The sequence below is a fragment of the Escherichia sp. E13S3 genome, assembly GCF_004212325.1.
In the GTDB taxonomy this organism is placed as follows: Bacteria; Pseudomonadota; Gammaproteobacteria; order Enterobacterales; family Enterobacteriaceae; genus Escherichia.
On the sequence record NZ_RHJR01000016.1, the window covers coordinates 21294 to 38425 of the forward strand.

A 17132-nucleotide genomic window follows, 5' to 3' on the forward strand; every position below is an offset into this window, starting at 1 on the left:
TGAGGTACGGTCGATGAACACAAAACAGTCTGTTGCTCAGCTCGCCGTACCGCACCGCAAGCGCCTTTCATCCACTGTGGTGGTGGCGCTGTTACTTTGTGTGGTTGCTGGCGCGGTGATGATTAATGCCGCTGATTTTCCAGCAACTGCCATTGAAACAGATCCCGGTGCAAGTGCCTTCCCTACCTTCTATGCCTGCGCCCTGATTGTGCTCGCTGTCTTGCTGGTGATACGCGATCTTTTGCAGGCAAAAGCAGAATCTTGCGCCAACGCACAGGAAAAACCGGCATTCAGGAAAACGGCAACGGGAATTGCGGCAACCGCGTTTTATATTGTGGCAATGAGCTACTGCGGTTATCTCATTACTACTCCTGTTTTCCTCATCGTCATTATGACGTTGATGGGCTACAGGCGATGGGTACTCACACCGGGTATTGCGCTGTTGTTAACGGCAATCCTCTGGTTGCTGTTCGTCGAAGCGTTACAGGTGCCATTGCCTGTCGGCACATTTTTCGAATAACAGGGGCCAGCAATGTTTGAAAGTGAACTTTTAACTCAGGGTTTTTCGACATTACTCAGTAATCCTCAGGCGCTGCTGTTTGCCACGTTTGGGGTGATGCTGGGTATTGTGATTGGCGCCCTGCCCGGTTTAACAGCGACCATGGGGGTGGCAATTTTACTACCTTTCACCTACGGCATGGAGCCTGTTTCTGGCTTGTTGATGATTTGCGGCGTCTTTTTTGGCGGCGTCTATGGCGGCTCTATCACCGCAATTTTGCTCAAAATTCCCGGAACGCCTGCCGCCGCTGCCACCGCCATTGACGGTTATGAGCTGACGAAGCAGGGAAAAGCCGGGCTGGCGTTGAGTGCCGCCACGTTTTCTTCCTTTAGTGGCGGAACGATCAGCATTATCGTACTGATGTTTCTCTCTCCGGTACTTGCCAGTTGGGCGTTGAAATTTAGTGCTTCAGAGTCCTTTGCCCTGGCAACTTTCGGGCTGAGCATTATTGCCAGTATTTCCGGTGAGTCGTTGATTAAAGGACTGATTGCCGGAGTTGGCGGATTGCTGATCGCAACGATAGGCCTGGATCCAATGGGCGGTTTTCCACGGTTTACAGGTGGATTTGTGGAGCTGATGAATGTGCCATTTATCCCGGTGATGATTGGTTTATTTGCTGCTTCAGAAGCATTCCGCTCTATGGAGCAAAACCAGCAAATTCGTCAGGGCGCGAAGGTGGCTATCGGCAGTCTGTTACTGCCCTGGCAAACGCTACGTCGCATCGCATTAACCATTTTGCGCTCATCAGGATTAGGGGTTTTTATCGGCATGATCCCCGGTGCGGGAGCGGATATTGCAGCTTTTGTTGCCTATAACGAAACTCGTCGTTTCAGTAAGACGCCTGAAAACTTTGGTAAGGGTGAGATTAAGGCGGTGGCCTCCTGTGAGGCAGGCGCGAATGGCTGCACCGGTGGCGCCTTGTTACCTATGCTGACGCTAGGGATCCCTGGCGATGCGGTAACCGCCATCATGCTGGGCGCGTTAACGTTACAAGGGATGCAGCCAGGCCCACTGATGTTTACCGACCACGGCGATATGGTTTATACGCTGTTTGTCGGCATGATCTTCTGTTACTTCATGCTGCTAGTGCTTGGGCTGCTCTCTTTGAAAGTCATCGGCAACGTGGTGAAAATCCCCGGCAATATTCTCACGCCGATGATCCTCGCGCTTTGTGTTGTTGGGACTTATGCGCTGAACAATAGCCTGTTTGATGTCGGCATTATGCTGATTGCGGGCGTAGTGGGCTATTTCATGCAGAAAGGGGGATATCCGGCGTCGCCAGTGGTCCTGGCATTGATTATGGGGCCAATGGCAGAAAGTAATTTTCGCCGGGCGCTGTCGCTTTCGGGTGGGTCACTCGACTTTCTGTATACCCGACCGATCACCCTGGCATTGCTGACTCTGGCAGCCTTTACGCTGCTGACGCCAATAATCCGCAAAATTATGCGCTTACGGCGTCAGTAACAGATATCGCTCTCCGAAGTTGGGGAGTATGAGACTGATGACAAACGCTAAATTGCCTGATGCGCTGCGCTTATCAGGCCTACCACAGAAATGCAATATATTGAATTTGCATGCTTTTGTAGGCCCGGATAAGGCGTTCACGCCGCATCCGGCATGAACAAAGCACACGTTAACAACAATCGGAATGCTCCCCGAAGTTGGGGAGCATTTTTTTATTTCAGCAGACGACGCGCCGCTTCCACCACGATTTTCACCGCATGGCTTTCAGTTTGTTTCATCGTCTCAGCATTCGGGATCTCTTGCTGGGTGCGGTTAACGATAACGCCCGCCACCATACCCGCACGCAGGCCCTGGCTTGCGCACATGGTTAGCAACGTTGCAGATTCCATTTCATAGTTCATCACGCCCATCGCCTGCCACTCTTCCATAGAACCTTTAAAGTGACGGACTACGCGACCAGAGTATGTGTCATAACGTTCCTGGCCCGGGTAGAAGGTGTCAGAAGAAGCAGTCACACCAATGTGGGTGGTCGCGCCAATGGATTTCGCGGCTTCTACCAGTGCAGTAGTACATTCGAAATCAGCGACAGCCGGGAACTCCAGCGGAGCGAAGTGCAGGCTCGCGCCATCCAGACGAACAGACGCCGTGGTAACCAATACATCACCAACATTAATATGCGGCTGAATAGCACCCGTCGTACCGATACGCAGGAAGGTGCGAATGCCCAGCTGTGCCAGCTCTTCAACAGCTATAGAAGTAGACGGACCGCCGATACCGGTAGAGCAGACAATAACAGGTTTACCATCCAGCTCTGCGCGCCAGGTGGTGAATTCGCGGTGAGATGCCAGCTTAACCGGCTTATCCATCAGCGCGGCGATCTTTTCCACACGATCCGGGTCGCCAGGGACGATGGCAAGCGTAGCCCCTTGTAAATCGTTTTTAGTGAGGCCGAGATGAAAAACATCAGACTTGGACATATACAACTCCTCTGTGAATCGGTTTAGTCAGAAGAAGCAAAAAGACACTTTACCGAAGGATTTAACATTTTTTCGTGACACCCATCACCATGACGCAAATGTGTTGCATGCATTTACCCGATAAAAGTGATTTAAATCACATAAATAACTCTTTACCGTGTGTTGTTGCATAAAAGATGAGCCGATTCAGGCAATGTGATTTGTTGCATGCTGACTATAGTTAACATTGCGCAAAATTTTTATAAGGGTACGGAGAATACCATGGCAACAACACAACAATCTGGATTTGCACCTGCTGCATCGCCCCTCGCCTCGACCATCGTTCAGACTCCGGAAGATGCGATTGTGGCAGGGTTCACCTCTATCCCTTCGCAAGGGGATAACATGCCTGCTTACCATGCTCGCCCAAAGCAGAGCGATGGCCCACTGCCAGTGGTCATTGTAGTGCAAGAAATTTTTGGCGTGCATGAACATATCCGCGATATTTGTCGCCGTCTGGCGCTGGAGGGGTATCTGGCTATCGCACCAGAACTCTATTTCCGCGAAGGCGATCCGAATGATTTCGCCGATATCCCAACGCTGCTAAGTGGTCTGGTGGCAAAAGTACCTGACTCACAGGTATTGGCCGATCTCGATCATGTCGCCAGTTGGGCGTCACGCAACGGTGGCGATGTCCATCGTTTAATGATCACCGGATTTTGCTGGGGCGGACGCATCACCTGGCTGTATGCCGCGCATAATCCACAGTTAAAAGCCGCAGTGGCGTGGTACGGCAAACTGACGGGCGATAAGTCACTGAATTCACCGAAACAACCTGTTGATATCGCAACCGATCTTAACGCTCCGGTTCTCGGCTTATATGGCGGCCAGGATAACAGCATTCCGCAGGAGAGCGTGGAAACGATGCGCCAGGCGCTGCGGGCAGCAAACGCGAAAGCAGAGATTATCGTTTACCCGGATGCCGGGCATGCGTTCAACGCCGATTATCGTCCGAGCTATCATGCCGAGTCAGCGAAAGACGGCTGGCAGCGTATGCTGGAGTGGTTTAAGCAGTATAGTGGGAAGCGGAGTTAGTTTCCTCTTAGTCTATATTTGAGATGGTGAGTGAACGAGTGCGTTTTGCTGCCATCTCTGTCCCCCAAAAAATAATCAGTATGAATTGATTGGAGATTACGACTCCGCTATTTGACCTTAAGAAAGTCGGCAAGTCATAGTCATAAATGAGTCTCTTCAATGGCAGACACCTTAGAGATTTACCATCAACTCCCATTCACAAACAAACATTAATTATAAATCATCTCAGACCTTCCTGATAAAAAGATATTAAAGTGAAACATTTTGTTTTTCACATTTTAGTTCATCACTTTTAGGCGTAAATAAAGGTAAAAACAACAATACTATTTCTCTTTCACAAAAGAATTAACAAAAGGTTTCTCAAGGATGAGTGATATTATTTACCTGACCATAACCGGAGAACAACAAGGATGTATTTCCTCTCGTTGTGGAACGAGCGCATCAATAGGTAATCGCTGGCAGATTGGCCATGAAGATGAAATCTTCGCGTTCTCGCTCTCTAATAGTATTACGAATACAGGCAAAGGGTCACAATTGCATGGCCTTAGTTTCTGTAAGTTGATTGATAAAAGCTCCCCGTTACTTATTAACGCTATTAACAATAACGAGCAGTTGTTCATGGAGTTTGACTTCTATCGGATCAATAGATTTGGTCGATGGGAGAAATATTACAACATTCAACTCCGCGGCGCGTTCTTATCAGCAATAAATTATCTGATTACTGAAAACAATCTGGATACAGAAACCATCACAGTCAGTTATGAATATATACTCTCCAGGCATCTGATTGCTAATACTGAATTTAGTTATTTGGCATTTCCCGATAACTACAACCGTCTGTTTATACCACGGCCAAAAACTAAAGATGATAATGGCCTCAAAACACTCAATAGTAAAGCGGTTGGCAGACTGCTTGCTGCTGGCGGCATATACAATGGGAATATCGAAGGATTCAGGGAAACAGCAAACAAGTTGGGGGGAGATGCACCTGCTGGTTACGATCAAGTTATGGATAACAAAGGGTTACTCATCGCTGGTGCTTCAATAGTTGCTGGAGTTGTTCTGGGAAGAATGAGATTCCCTGATTTGGAATCACTTGCGCATTTCGGAGCCAGAGGTGCAGTATCAGGAAGACCATTTAATCCCGACCTTGCGGGTGGTCCAATAGAAAACCTGACGACAAATGGCGTAACAATCAATAGGGAAGGTATAGCTATTGTTGAAAAACATATAGCCAGATTTGGGCATGATCCTGTAAATGAAGTGATGATCAATAGACTGAAAGACATTGAGAAAGGAAAAATCCCCCCAGAACAAGTAGATCTTAACTTCTATACTCATGAGTGTCGGGAATATCAGCGTTACTGTAATCTTGGTTGGGAAACAGGACAACCTGATGGTGACGCAGGTTATGCACTCTGGAATCATACGCATACTGCTACTCTAGAAGATTATAAACTTAAGGGAGAACTTAATGACTTATACCACCAGGATGCACTTGACTATGATAACTGAAACTGAAATTAACGTACTAAAAGTTATGACTGAGAAAGATATAAACTGGAACTGGATGAATCTCGATCGCACACTATCCATAAGGCAAATTCCAGGATTCGGTAATGTTGTTAACATTGTTAACAAATTAGCTAACGAGGGTTTGGTTATTATTGAGGATAGCGGACATAAGTCTATGCCTCACTACCACGTTACTGAAAAGGGATACAATCTCGTGCAACGTGAGAATAAATAACGTAGCGTTGATTACTGAACGGAATCACTCAAAACTGTGTTTTGCGAAAAAACGATTCGGTTATTTCTGCTCCTGAAGATCTGCTTCAATCTGGCACTCATGCAAAATGGCTTCCAGTGCTGGAAGCCATTATCGTGCTGTAATTTACAGTGACTCGTTAATACTCATCATCCCCGACGCAAATTCTGCGCCGCCTGTACCATGTTCGCCAGCGCGGCGCGGGTTTCTGGCCAGCCACGCGTTTTCAGGCCGCAGTCCGGGTTGACCCACAGACGCTCTGCCGGAATGCGTTTTGCCGCTTTCTTCAGCAAGGCTTCAATCCAATCCACACTCGGTACGTTTGGCGAGTGAATGTCATAGACGCCTGGGCCAATTTCATTCGGATAATCAAACTCTTCAAACGACTCCAGTAACTCCATGTCGGAACGCGAGGTTTCGATGGTGATGACGTCTGCATCCAGCGCCGCAATAGAATCCATGATGTCGTTGAACTCGCAATAACACATGTGGGTGTGGATTTGCGTGTCATCTTTCGCTACAGCGGCATTGATGCGGAAAGCCTCCACGCCCCACTGGAGATAGGCATCCCAGTCGCTGCGACGCAACGGTAAACCTTCGCGCAGTGCCGGTTCATCAATCTGGATGATGCCAATTCCAGCGGCTTCCAGGTCCGCCACTTCATCACGCAGCGCCAGCGCAATTTGTTTGGCGATGGTTTCACGGCTGACATCTTCACGCGGGAACGACCAGCAGAGAATCGTCACCGGGCCAGTCAGCATCCCTTTCACCGGTTTGTCGGTCAGCGATTGTGCATACTTCGCCCACTCTACGGTGATCGGTGCCGGGCGGCTAACGTCACCAATAACAATCGGTGGCTTCACGCAGCGGGAACCGTAGCTCTGTACCCAACCGTTTTGCGTAAAGACAAAACCGTCGAGGTGCTCGCCAAAGTATTCCACCATGTCGTTACGCTCAGCCTCGCCATGGACCAGCACATCCAGTCCCAAACGTTCCTGCTCAACAATGGCCTGCTTGATATGTTCCGCAATGCCCGTGCGGTAGTTATTGGCGTCAAGATTGCCCTTTTTGAAATCCAGACGCAGGGTACGAATTTCCGTGGTTTGCGGGAAGGAACCAATCGTGGTGGTCGGCCACGCTGGCAGTTTAAAACGCGCACGCTGGGCTTCAGCACGCACTTCATAGACATTCGCACGCTGACTGTCCTGCGCGGTGATCGCCGCCAGACGCTTTTCTACCGCCGGATTATGGACGCGGGTAGAGTGGCGGCGCGCCTGAATCGGGGCGCTCCACTCTGCCAGAGCAGCCGTGTCACCACTGTTCAGCGCATCGCGCAGCAGTGCCAGTTCATGACATTTTTGTAGGGCGAAGGCAAACCAGCTTTTCACTTCTGCATCAAGACGCGTTTCCACGCTCAGGTCGATGGGGCTGTGCAGCAGTGAGCAGGAAGATGCCACCCACAAATCACGTTTGCCGACAATGTCCTTAATTTGCGCATATTTCTCGGTAAGATCGGCGCGCCAGACGTTACGACCATTGATAAGTCCCGCAGACAGCAGCCAGTCAGAAGGCAAACGCTTGTGCAGTTCAACAACGTCATCTTTGCCATGCACGAGATCGACATGCAGACCCTGAACAGGCAGCGCAGTAATCGTGTCGAGGTTTGGCGTTACGCCTTCAAAATAGGTGGTCAGCAGCAGTTTCACCTGGCCCTGGAGCGCGTCGTAAGCGGGTTTGTATGCATCCAGCCACGCCTGCGGCAGTTCCAGTACCAGCGCGGGTTCGTCGATCTGTACCCACTCAATGCCGCGTTTTGCCAGTTCTGCCAGCACTTGCTGATAAACCGGCAGAATGTCGTTCAGCAGGCTCAGGCGGTCAAATTGCTCACCTTTCACTTTACCCAGCCACAGGTAGGTAATCGGCCCCAGCAGCACAGGTTTCACCTTGTGGCCCAGCGCCAGCGCCTCGTCCACTTCCTCCAGCAGTTGCGTCCAGGTCAGTTTGAACTGTTGGCCTTTAACGAACTCCGGCACCATGTAGTGATAGTTGGTGTTAAACCATTTGGTCATTTCCGCCGCTGCCGCAGGTTCGCCAGTCGGTGCACGTCCACGACCAATACGGAACAGGGTGTCGATATCTACCGAACCCTCTTTGTTCTGGTGACGCGCCGGAACATTACCCAGCAGCAGGCTGGTGGTCAGTACATGATCGTACCAGGCAAAATCGCCCACCGGCAGCAGGTCGATACCCGCTTGCTTTTGTTGATCCCAGTGACGAGCACGTAATTCACGCCCTACTGCCAGCAGTTCTTCACGCGTGGAGTTCCCCGCCCAATAACTCTCTTGCGCTTTTTTCAGCTCGCGACGCAGGCCAACGCGAGGAAAACCGAGGGTGTGATTAAGAATTGTCATTATATGCCCCTTGTGGAATTTTTAGTATTTAGACGTCCAGATGTTTACACATCCATATTTGCCAGTTACTGTATATTCCTCAAGCGCAAATTATTCATGCCGAAGTGAAGGACTTTCATGATCGAAGTAAAACACCTGAAAACGCTACAAGCGTTGCGGAACTGCGGCTCGCTCGCAGCCGCTGCGGCGACGTTGCATCAGACGCAATCCGCCCTGTCTCACCAGTTTAGCGATCTGGAACAACGTCTTGGCTTCCGGCTATTTGTGCGTAAAAGCCAGCCGCTTCGCTTTACACCGCAGGGAGAAATCCTGCTACAACTGGCAAACCAGGTACTGCCGCAAATCAGCCAGGCGCTGCAAGCCTGCAATGAACCGCAGCAGACACGCCTGCGCATCGCCATTGAGTGCCATAGCTGTATTCAGTGGCTGACGCCCGCGTTAGAAAATTTCCATAAGAACTGGCCGCAGGTCGAGATGGACTTTAAATCGGGCGTGACGTTTGACCCGCAGCCCGCGTTGCAACAGGGCGAGCTGGATCTGGTGATGACGTCCGATATTCTGCCGCGCAGTGGACTGCATTATTCGCCGATGTTCGATTATGAAGTGCGTCTGGTGTTAGCACCTGACCATCCACTGGCGGCAAAAACGCGTATCACGCCGGAAGATCTCGCCAGCGAGACGCTATTGATTTATCCGGTGCAGCGTAGCCGATTGGATGTCTGGCGCCATTTTCTTCAGCCGGCAGGCGTCAGCCCGTCACTGAAAAGCGTCGATAACACCTTATTGTTGATTCAAATGGTTGCTGCGCGGATGGGCATTGCCGCCCTGCCGCATTGGGTAGTAGAGAGTTTTGAGCGCCAGGGTCTGGTGGTCACCAAAACCCTGGGCGAAGGCTTGTGGAGCCGACTGTACGCCGCAGTGCGCGATGGCGAGCAGCGTCAGCCGATTACGGAAGCGTTTATTCGCTCAGCGCGCAATCACGCCTGCGATCATCTGCCGTTTGTGAAGAGCGCGGAGCGACCCACTTACGATGCACCCACAGTGAGGCCAGGATCACCAGCGCGCCTGTAATAAACGTTGGCCAGTGCGGCTGTTGGTGCCAGATAGCCAGGTTTACCAGCAGCCCTGCCGGAACGTGCATATTATTCATAATGCCCAGCGTTCCGGCGTCTACTTGGGTTGCGCCGTAGTTCCACATAAAGTAGCCAATCCCGGAAGCCACCACGCCAAGAAACACCAGAATGCCCCATTGCAGCGAGGTTTGCGGCATTTTCTGCGCATTTCCCAGCAAGAACCATGCAATCACCGCCACCAGGAACGCGCCGAGATAGAACCACGCAAAGGCGTTATGCTGTGGCATCGGGCGAGTTTCCATCAGGCGTTTGTAACCCACCATGCCGATGGCGAAAGTGATGTTGGAGAGCTGCACCAGCAACAGGCCGGTCCAGAAGTGGTCGGTAACCTGATCATAGCGAATAATCCCGGCACCAATCACCGCCAGCAAGGCGCTAAAGGCATAGCCCCAGCGCAGACGGCGCTTACTCATGATGTCATAAATCAGCGTGATGTAGAGCGGCGTCAGCACGGTAAATAACAACAACTCGGAAACCGTCAGGTAGAGATAAGCACGGAAACTCAGCATATACATCACGCCAAGCTGCATCGCGCCCACCAGCATATACAGGCCGACCGTTTTCAGGCTATTGCCACGGGTACGCAGAAACGGCAGAAAAACGAGTGCCGCCAGGCCAACGCGCACCAGCACCGCAAAATAGCTATCGACGTGCCCCGCAAGGTACTCGCCATAAAAGCTAAAGGAGAAGGCCCACAGAATCGTGGTGATGATAAGTAGCGCCACAATGGAAAACTCTTTGATTAACGAGTATCCATTGTAGCGAAGTATCAGGTTGACAACTGACTAAATAAAGAACGATTACGATAAATAGAGTTTACGCAGATAATGCGGCACTGCGTCTTCGGCGTTAGTACCAATCACTTCCAGTTCTGGATGCAGATCTTTCAGGCGCTGATGCGCGCTGCCCATAATGCAGCCTTTACCCGCCATCGACAGCATTTCGGCATCGTTCATTCCATCGCCAAAGGCAATACAATCTTGCAGGCTGTAGCCCAGTTTCTTCGCTACCGCTTCCAGGGCATGGCCTTTTGAAACGCCGCCAGCCATGACTTCCAGGCAGGTTAAGGTAGAGAAACTGACATTGACGCGATCGCCCCAGCGAGCGTTAATCGCTTGCTCCAGTGGCAGAAGTTTTTCATGGGAATCACTGGTGAAGAACACTTTGCTGACACCTTCTGGTTCCAGCACCCCCGGCTCATATAGCGCATATTTGAATACCGCTTCTTTAAAAAAGCGCATCTCTTCCGGGCGGTGGCGATTCATAAACCATTCGTCGTCGCGATAAACGTTAGTAATGATGTCCGGATTGTCGTTGACTACGCCAAACAGGTCACTGGCAATGTCGCGATCCAGGTTATGAGCAAAAATCAGATTGCCATCCAGATCGTGAACGCGCGCGCCATTGGAGGTAATCATGTAAGACTTAATCTCCAGATTATCGCGAATTTGCCCCACATCAACGTGGTGGCGACCAGTCGCAAACACAAAGTTGATGCCGCGCGCGGTGAGCAGCTTCAGAGTTTCTTTGGCGTAAGGGGATAACGTATGGTCGGGAGAAAGTAACGTGCCATCTAAATCAGACGCAACAACCTGGTACATAAGAAATTTAAACCTCTGTAGAGCGGTTTCCGCTGGGTGAGTTATGCCTGTTGAAAAAATCAACGATGGCGTGGAGCGCGACTGAGCGCATTGCGTCCTTTTCAAAAAGGATCTCGTGGTACGCACCTTTAATTACCAACGGTCGACCTCCTTCTACAGGGTGGCCCGCGGCGGCGCGAAGTTCACAAAAACGGTCGTGCATGCGGTTATCCACCACGCGCTCTTCTTCAGCCTGCAAGAGAAGCGTTGGCGTGGCGTCATCACCTGCTCCGGCTAACACCTGTTCTCCGGCCAGAATACTTTCACGTACCCAATGGTAGGTCGGCCCGCCGACACGAATCGTTGGGTCATCAGCATAGAAGCGTAGATTGCGCCGATATCGCTGCCTGCTGTGGGTAAGCACGTTGATGGTAAACGGCAAGGCGCGCCAGCGCCCGGTGCCTATCGCATAGCCATCGCGAAAACGTGGGTGCGCTTCGGCCCAGTTTAGAATCTGCCGCGCCATAAATGACGGCATGCGAATCACAATGCCGAACATTGGCGCGGTCAGTGCAATGGCATCGCACACGCCAGGATGGCGTTGCAGGAACAGAGTGGAGATTGCGCCGCCCATCGAGTGGGCCAGTATATAGCGTTTACGCCACGGACCTGGCTGGACCTCTTGTTGCCAGAACGCCGCCAGATCATCAACATAATCATCAAAGCGATTAACATGGCCGAGATGCGGATCGGCTAACAGACGACCAGAACGCCCTTGCCCGCGATGGTCGATGATTAATACGTCAAACCCCAGGTGAAACAGGTCGTAGGCCAGTTCCGCATATTTTACGTAGCTCTCAATGCGCCCTGGGCAAATGACAATCACCCGGTCATGGTGCTGTGCGCGAAAACGGACAAAGCGCACCGGAATGTCATCCACACCAGTAAACTCTGCTTCATCACGCTGACGCCAGAAATCAGTCAGCGGTCCCATGGTAAAAGCAGCAAACGCTTTTTCTCTTGTTTCCCAGTCTTTTTGCTGCTGAAACATCGGGTAATCTGCCTCTTAAACCACGTAAAATCGTTTTTTTAAGCGTGCCTGACACAACGCTGCGACAGTAGCGTATTGTGGCACAAAAATAGACACACCGGGAGTTCATCATGACTTTAGAATGGTGGTTTGCCTACCTGCTGACATCGATCATTTTAAGCTTGTCGCCAGGCTCTGGCGCAATCAACACCATGACCACTTCCCTTAACCACGGTTATCGTGGCGCAGTGGCGTCTATTGCTGGTTTACAAACCGGGCTGGCGATTCATATTGTGCTGGTTGGCGTGGGATTAGGGACGCTGTTTTCCCGCTCGGTGATTGCTTTTGAAGTGTTGAAGTGGGCAGGCGCGGCTTACCTGATTTGGCTGGGGATCCAGCAGTGGCGCGCCGCTGGTGCAATTGACCTTAAGTCGCTGACTCCGACCCAATCACGGCGTCATCTGTACCAACGGGCCGTGTTTGTGAATCTCACCAATCCTAAAAGTATTGTGTTTCTGGCAGCGCTATTTCCGCAATTCATCATGCCGCAGCAGCCGCAAGTTATGCAGTATATCGTGCTCGGCGTCACCACCATTGTGGTCGATATTATTGTGATGATCGGTTACGCCACGCTCGCCCAACGAATCGCGTTATGGATAAAAGGGCCGAAACAAATGAAGGCATTGAATAAGATTTTCGGCTCGCTGTTTATGCTGGTGGGAGCGCTGTTGGCATCGGCAAGGCATGCGTGAAAAATAATGTCGGATGCGGCGTAAACGCCTTATCCGACTTACTCTGATGACGCGTCTGGCATCAACGCGAAATAATCAAATGAATGCCAAATCCAGCAAATAACGCCCCGGCAAAACCATCAATCCACTTCGCCAGACGTTGATAACCACGGCGCATTTGCGGCAGGGCAAACAGGCTGGCAACGACGGTAAACCATGCCAGCGTTTCGACAATAATCAGCGCGAAAATGCCCCAGCGCTCGGTGGTGCCGACGTTATCGCCGACAAACAGCGAGAACACCGAACCAAAGTAGATAATCGCTTTCGGATTGGCGAGATTGGTCAGTAAACCTTTCAGGAAACTGCGCCCACTTTTCGCCAGTTCTACCTGTGGCGCAGGTGCAGAAACAACCTCTTTTTTCAGTGCGCTACGCAGCATCTGATAACCCATCCAGCAGAGATACAGGCCACCGCCTACCATAATCAGCGTATGCAGCCAGGCCATTTTTTCGATAATCAGATGCAGGCCAAGCAGCGCAATCCCAGCCCAAACCATTACGCCGCAGGTAATGCCCAGCACACCCATCATCGCTTCTTTACGGGAACGACTGACAGCGGTCTGAGAGACAAAAAAGAAATCGGGACCGGGGCTCATAAGCGCCACGATGTGCACCATGGCAACGGTGAGGAATAACATCAACATACAATTGACTCGCGGGGAAAACGTTTACGGAATGTTCATCCTGGCACTTTTTTATGCCGCTGACTACTCTTCGTCGTCGCCGTCAACATGCGCGCGGATAAGCGCCATAAACGGTTTACCAAAGCGTTCCAGTTTACGCATCCCAACGCCGTTAACGCTGAGCATTTCGCTGGCGGTGATCGGCATTTGTTCAGCCATTTCAATCAAGGTTGCGTCGTTAAACACCACGTACGGCGGGACATTGCTTTCATCGGCAATCGATTTACGCAGTTTGCGTAATTTAGCGAACAGTTTACGGTCATAGTTGCCGCCGAACGATTTCTGCATTGCCTTCGGTTTAAGCGCCACAATACGCGGCACGGCGAGTTGCAAAGAAGATTCGCCGCGCAGTACCGGGCGCGCGGCTTCTGTCAGCTGTAACGCGGAGTGCTGGGCAATATTTTGCGTCACCAGGCCGAGGTGAATCAGCTGGCGGATCACGCTCACCCAGTGCTCATGACTTTTATCACGGCCCATGCCGTAGACTTTCAGTTTGTCATGACCATAGTCGCGGATACGCTGGTTATTGGCGCCGCGAATCACTTCCACCACATAGCCCATACCAAACCGCTGATTCACACGACCAATGGTGGAAAGGGCAATCTGTGCATCGGTTGAACCATCGTACTGTTTCGGCGGATCGAGGCAGATATCGCAGTTACCACATGGTTCCTGACGACCTTCGCCAAAATAGTTCAGCAACACCAGACGACGGCAAGTTTGCGCTTCGGCAAATGCGCCCATCGCATTGAGTTTATGGCGCTCGATATCCTGCAATTGCCCTTGCGGCTTCTCTTCCAGGCAACGGCGCAGCCACGCCATATCAGCCGGATCGTAAAACAGCATCGCTTCCGCGGGCAGGCCATCACGCCCGGCGCGACCGGTTTCCTGATAATAGGATTCGATATTGCGCGGGATATCAAAATGCACCACGAAGCGGACGTTCGGCTTGTTGATGCCCATGCCAAACGCCACCGTCGCCACCACAATTTGCAGGTCATCTCGCTGAAATTTTTCCTGCACGTCGGCGCGGACATCGTTTTCCAGGCCAGCATGATACGCCGCTGCACTAATCCCTTTACTTTGCAGACGCGCGGCGGTGTCTTCTACTTTCGCCCGACTGTTGCAATAGATAATGCCCGACTTTCCCCGCTGTTCCTGCACGTAACGCATCAATTGATCGAGCGGTTTGAACTTCTCCATCAGCATGTAGCGAATATTCGGACGGTCAAAACTGCTGATTTGAATTAGCGGATCGTTCAGCCCCAGCAGACGCACAATATCCTGGCGCGTGGTGTCGTCGGCGGTGGCGGTTAGCGCCATAAACGGCAGCGTCGGAAAACGCTGACGCAGCTGACCGAGCGCGGCATATTCCGGGCGGAAATCGTGGCCCCATTGGGAGATACAGTGCGCTTCATCAACGGCTAATAACACCGGATTCCAGTGCGCCAGATGCTCAAGGAAGTTATCCAGCATCAGGCGTTCCGGGGCGATATAGAGCAGACGAATTTGCCCGGTGCGGCAGCCTGTCATCACTTCAAGTTGCTGCTCGCGGGTTTGCGTCGAGTTAAGGCACGCCGCCGCCACGCCGTTGGCCTGTAGTTGATCCACCTGATCTTTCATCAACGAAATCAGCGGTGAAACAACCACGGTAAGGCCGTTTAGCAATAAGGCAGGAATTTGATAGCAAAGGGATTTTCCGCCACCAGTGGGCATGACGACCAGGCAATCGCGACCGGAAAGTACGGTGTCGATAATCTCTTCCTGACCAGGGCGAAACTGTTGGTAGCCAAAGGTTTCTTGTAAAACCTGCTTAGCTCCGGACTCCAGATTCAACACTTCCGCCTGCGCCACATTCACCCCGATTGCCTGAAATAAAAACAGGCGCTATTTTCAGCGCCTGCGCGAGAAACTGCAATGCTTTTAGTCTCTGAGAGGGTAATCCTGGATGCTGGATTCCAGATTTGCCTTTCAATCAACTCACATCAGAACAGGTCGTTTAGCATAACTCCCACACCGACGCGGGTCTGGTTAAAGTTATAGTCGATGAGCGATTCGCCATAGCCGCTGTAGACTTGGGTATAAAGACGCACATGTTTGGTGATCGGGTAGCTTAAGCCTAACTCCGCACCACCATAACCGGTGTTCCAGTTGTACTGCCCTTTCGCGCTCAGCACAGCATCACCGAGGTGATAACCAATTTTAAGCTGGTAGTAACCCATATATTTGGTGATGTCCGGGTTATCGTCCGTATTACCGACGACATACCACGGCTTCACTTCTACCAGCCAGTTGCCGTTCTCTGCCATCAGGCGAGTGTAGATACGGTTCCAGCTACGGGAAGTTGGGTCTGAACGTCCGTTTGAGTCGTGGTTGTAGCCCATTTCCACATCGCGCAGCGTCCAGCCTGCAAAACTATAATCGGTGGCAAAACCGAGGAACAATTGCGGTTCGTAGTTAGTTTCACGAAACGGTGATGACTCATCGCTATTAGAAAGCTGCCACCAGGATTTCTGGGTGTAGGAAGCGCCCAGTACAGAGTTTGGCCCCAAAATCCCCCGCCACAGCGGAAACGCCAGGCTCAACTGGAACTTTACTTCATCCTTACGCGCGTTTTCTGCCCAGTCGTAACTGGCTATCGCTTCTTTATTGAGATCACTTGTTTGGGTATAGATGATGTAGTTGGTGTCATAAGGATAAAGGGTGAAAGGATTGTCATGCTCCTGCAACATATTGGCGATAATGCTGCCACGTACTGCTGGCGCGTCATGCACATCTTTCACCGTTGCCTCTTGCGCATTTGCCACTATCGGCAGCATACACATCGGCAACAAGCAGCCCAGTAGAGTCCGCATCGCTCGTGTTCTCCGTAACGAATTATTGATTAGATGAATATTTTTTCTGCGGGCTATTTTACATACTTAACTCAATTGCCGTTAGTTATCCCTTCCTAAAGTAGAAACCAACAACAAAGAAGCATAAAATCAACATTTCATTAACCAATGAAGTGTAAGGATGATATGTCTGCCGTACTGACCGCCGAACAAGCCCTGAAATTAGTGGGTGAAATGTTTGTTTATCACATGCCATTTAACCGCGCATTGGGGATGGAGCTGGAGCGTTACGAAAAAGAATTTGCACAGCTGGCCTTTAAAAATCAGCCGATGATGGTTGGTAACTGGGCGCAAAGCATTTTGCACGGTGGGGTCATTGCGTCGGCGCTGGATGTCGCCGCAGGTCTGGTGTGCGTGGGAAGTACCTTAACCCGCCACGAAACCATCAGTGAGGATGAACTGCGCCAGCGGCTATCGCGGATGGGGACAATTGATCTTCGCGTCGATTATCTACGTCCAGGCAGAGGCGAGCGTTTTACAGCTACCAGTAGCCTGCTGCGTGCGGGTAATAAAGTCGCCGTCGCCCGCGTTGAACTGCATAATGAAGAACAGCTTTATATTGCCAGTGCTACCGCCACCTATATGGTAGGTTGAATACATAAAAGCAGGTAAACTGCTGAGACTTATGACAAACGCAAAATTGCCTGATGCGCTACGCTTATCAGGCCTACCAGAGAAATGCAATATATTGAATTTGCATAGTTTTGTAGGCTGAATATGGCGTTAACGCCGCATCCAGCATGAACAAAGCACACTTTGTCAGCAAACT

At 51.1% G+C, this 17132-nt stretch carries 16 protein-coding genes; 8 read left to right on the forward strand and 8 right to left on the reverse strand.

The genetic code is table 11. The features are described from left to right. Positions 1-13: 13 nt before the first annotated feature. Entirely contained in the window at positions 14-520 is a 507-nt protein-coding gene (locus D9597_RS15890; protein ID WP_130223359.1) for a tripartite tricarboxylate transporter TctB family protein, read from the forward strand. Positions 521-532: 12 nt separating this feature from the next. Continuing rightward, positions 533-2023: a tripartite tricarboxylate transporter permease gene (locus D9597_RS15895; protein ID WP_130223361.1), complete on the forward strand. Its 1491-nt coding sequence runs from the start codon at positions 533-535 to the stop codon at positions 2021-2023. A 212-nt stretch (positions 2024-2235) separates the two neighbouring features. Here the strand turns inward: D9597_RS15895 and udp are convergent, their stop codons facing one another. Continuing rightward, complete coding sequence (gene udp / locus D9597_RS15900; RefSeq protein WP_130209452.1) at positions 2236-3000, reverse strand: uridine phosphorylase; 765 nt, start codon at positions 2998-3000, stop codon at positions 2236-2238. A 261-nt stretch (positions 3001-3261) separates the two neighbouring features. Here udp and D9597_RS15905 point away from each other — a divergent pair, with 261 nt between their 5' ends. The 3 genes from D9597_RS15905 (at position 3262) to D9597_RS15915 (ending at position 5824) form a co-directional block, all read left to right on the forward strand. Then, positions 3262-4074: a dienelactone hydrolase family protein gene (locus tag D9597_RS15905; protein ID WP_130223363.1), complete on the forward strand. Its 813-nt coding sequence runs from the start codon at positions 3262-3264 to the stop codon at positions 4072-4074. 366 nt (positions 4075-4440) lie between these two features. Beyond that, positions 4441-5589: a type VI secretion system tube protein TssD gene (gene tssD / locus D9597_RS15910; RefSeq protein WP_130223365.1), complete on the forward strand. Its 1149-nt coding sequence runs from the start codon at positions 4441-4443 to the stop codon at positions 5587-5589. Continuing rightward, a complete protein-coding gene (locus D9597_RS15915) occupies positions 5579-5824 on the forward strand; it encodes a MarR family transcriptional regulator (protein ID WP_130223367.1) in 246 nt (81 codons plus the stop codon). The genes tssD and D9597_RS15915 overlap by 11 nt, the downstream gene beginning before the upstream one ends. A 167-nt stretch (positions 5825-5991) precedes the next feature. Here D9597_RS15915 and metE read toward each other — a convergent pair whose 3' ends face one another. After that, on the reverse strand, positions 5992-8253 hold the full coding sequence (gene metE / locus D9597_RS15920; RefSeq protein ID WP_130223369.1) for a 5-methyltetrahydropteroyltriglutamate--homocysteine S-methyltransferase: 2262 nt from the start codon (positions 8251-8253) through the stop codon (positions 5992-5994). Positions 8254-8370: 117 nt separating this feature from the next. On the opposite strand from metE, the gene metR reads away from it, so the two are divergent. Then, on the forward strand, positions 8371-9324 hold the full coding sequence (gene metR / locus D9597_RS15925; protein ID WP_000573618.1) for an HTH-type transcriptional regulator MetR: 954 nt from the start codon (positions 8371-8373) through the stop codon (positions 9322-9324). On the opposite strand, the gene bioP is transcribed toward metR, so the two are convergent. From bioP to pldB, 3 genes are all read right to left on the reverse strand, one after another. Next, positions 9212-10111: a biotin transporter gene (bioP, locus tag D9597_RS15930; RefSeq protein WP_001196233.1), complete on the reverse strand. Its 900-nt coding sequence runs from the start codon at positions 10109-10111 to the stop codon at positions 9212-9214. The genes metR and bioP overlap by 113 nt on opposite strands. Positions 10112-10186: 75 nt before the next feature. Further along, on the reverse strand, positions 10187-10987 hold the full coding sequence (gene yigL / locus D9597_RS15935; RefSeq protein ID WP_130223371.1) for a sugar/pyridoxal phosphate phosphatase YigL: 801 nt from the start codon (positions 10985-10987) through the stop codon (positions 10187-10189). A 7-nt stretch (positions 10988-10994) separates the two neighbouring features. Further along, on the reverse strand, positions 10995-12017 hold the full coding sequence (gene pldB / locus D9597_RS15940; RefSeq protein ID WP_130223373.1) for a lysophospholipase L2: 1023 nt from the start codon (positions 12015-12017) through the stop codon (positions 10995-10997). 110 nt (positions 12018-12127) lie between these two features. Here pldB and rhtB point away from each other — a divergent pair, with 110 nt between their 5' ends. Further along, positions 12128-12748 (forward strand): homoserine/homoserine lactone efflux protein, encoded by a 621-nt coding sequence (gene rhtB / locus D9597_RS15945; RefSeq protein WP_130219502.1) that lies wholly within the window; start codon positions 12128-12130, stop codon positions 12746-12748. Positions 12749-12809: 61 nt separating this feature from the next. Here the strand turns inward: rhtB and rhtC are convergent, their stop codons facing one another. From rhtC to pldA, 3 genes are all read right to left on the reverse strand, one after another. Then, the gene (gene rhtC, locus D9597_RS15950) at positions 12810-13430 is read right to left on the reverse strand and encodes a threonine export protein RhtC (protein WP_000928845.1); all 621 of its coding nucleotides are present in this window, start codon (positions 13428-13430) and stop codon (positions 12810-12812) included. Between the two features lie 63 nt (positions 13431-13493). After that, positions 13494-15323, reverse strand: a complete 1830-nt coding sequence (recQ, locus tag D9597_RS15955; RefSeq protein WP_000035580.1) for an ATP-dependent DNA helicase RecQ — start codon at positions 15321-15323, stop codon at positions 13494-13496. A 131-nt stretch (positions 15324-15454) separates the two neighbouring features. Next, entirely contained in the window at positions 15455-16324 is an 870-nt protein-coding gene (gene pldA, locus D9597_RS15960) for a phospholipase A (RefSeq protein WP_130223375.1), read from the reverse strand. Positions 16325-16489: 165 nt separating this feature from the next. On the opposite strand from pldA, the gene yigI reads away from it, so the two are divergent. Next, complete coding sequence (yigI, locus tag D9597_RS15965) at positions 16490-16957, forward strand: acyl-CoA thioesterase YigI (protein WP_001277142.1); 468 nt, start codon at positions 16490-16492, stop codon at positions 16955-16957. The last annotated feature ends 175 nt before the right edge of the window (positions 16958-17132 follow it).

What these genes read in the sequence shown, in the direction of transcription:
- D9597_RS15890 (WP_130223359.1), top strand. Translation starts at nt 14, where the DNA reads ATGAACACAAAACAGTCTGTTGCTCAGCTCGCCGTACCGCACCGCAAG.
- D9597_RS15895 (WP_130223361.1), top strand. Translation starts at nt 533, where the DNA reads ATGTTTGAAAGTGAACTTTTAACTCAGGGTTTTTCGACATTACTCAGT.
- udp (WP_130209452.1), bottom strand. Translation starts at nt 3,000, where the DNA reads ATGTCCAAGTCTGATGTTTTTCATCTCGGCCTCACTAAAAACGATTTA.
- D9597_RS15905 (WP_130223363.1), top strand. Translation starts at nt 3,262, where the DNA reads ATGGCAACAACACAACAATCTGGATTTGCACCTGCTGCATCGCCCCTC.
- tssD (WP_130223365.1), top strand. Translation starts at nt 4,441, where the DNA reads ATGAGTGATATTATTTACCTGACCATAACCGGAGAACAACAAGGATGT.
- D9597_RS15915 (WP_130223367.1), top strand. Translation starts at nt 5,579, where the DNA reads ATGATAACTGAAACTGAAATTAACGTACTAAAAGTTATGACTGAGAAA.
- metE (WP_130223369.1), bottom strand. Translation starts at nt 8,253, where the DNA reads ATGACAATTCTTAATCACACCCTCGGTTTTCCTCGCGTTGGCCTGCGT.
- metR (WP_000573618.1), top strand. Translation starts at nt 8,371, where the DNA reads ATGATCGAAGTAAAACACCTGAAAACGCTACAAGCGTTGCGGAACTGC.
- yigL (WP_130223371.1), bottom strand. Translation starts at nt 10,987, where the DNA reads ATGTACCAGGTTGTTGCGTCTGATTTAGATGGCACGTTACTTTCTCCC.
- pldB (WP_130223373.1), bottom strand. Translation starts at nt 12,017, where the DNA reads ATGTTTCAGCAGCAAAAAGACTGGGAAACAAGAGAAAAAGCGTTTGCT.
- rhtB (WP_130219502.1), top strand. Translation starts at nt 12,128, where the DNA reads ATGACTTTAGAATGGTGGTTTGCCTACCTGCTGACATCGATCATTTTA.
- rhtC (WP_000928845.1), bottom strand. Translation starts at nt 13,430, where the DNA reads ATGTTGATGTTATTCCTCACCGTTGCCATGGTGCACATCGTGGCGCTT.
- pldA (WP_130223375.1), bottom strand. Translation starts at nt 16,324, where the DNA reads ATGCGGACTCTACTGGGCTGCTTGTTGCCGATGTGTATGCTGCCGATA.
- yigI (WP_001277142.1), top strand. Translation starts at nt 16,490, where the DNA reads ATGTCTGCCGTACTGACCGCCGAACAAGCCCTGAAATTAGTGGGTGAA.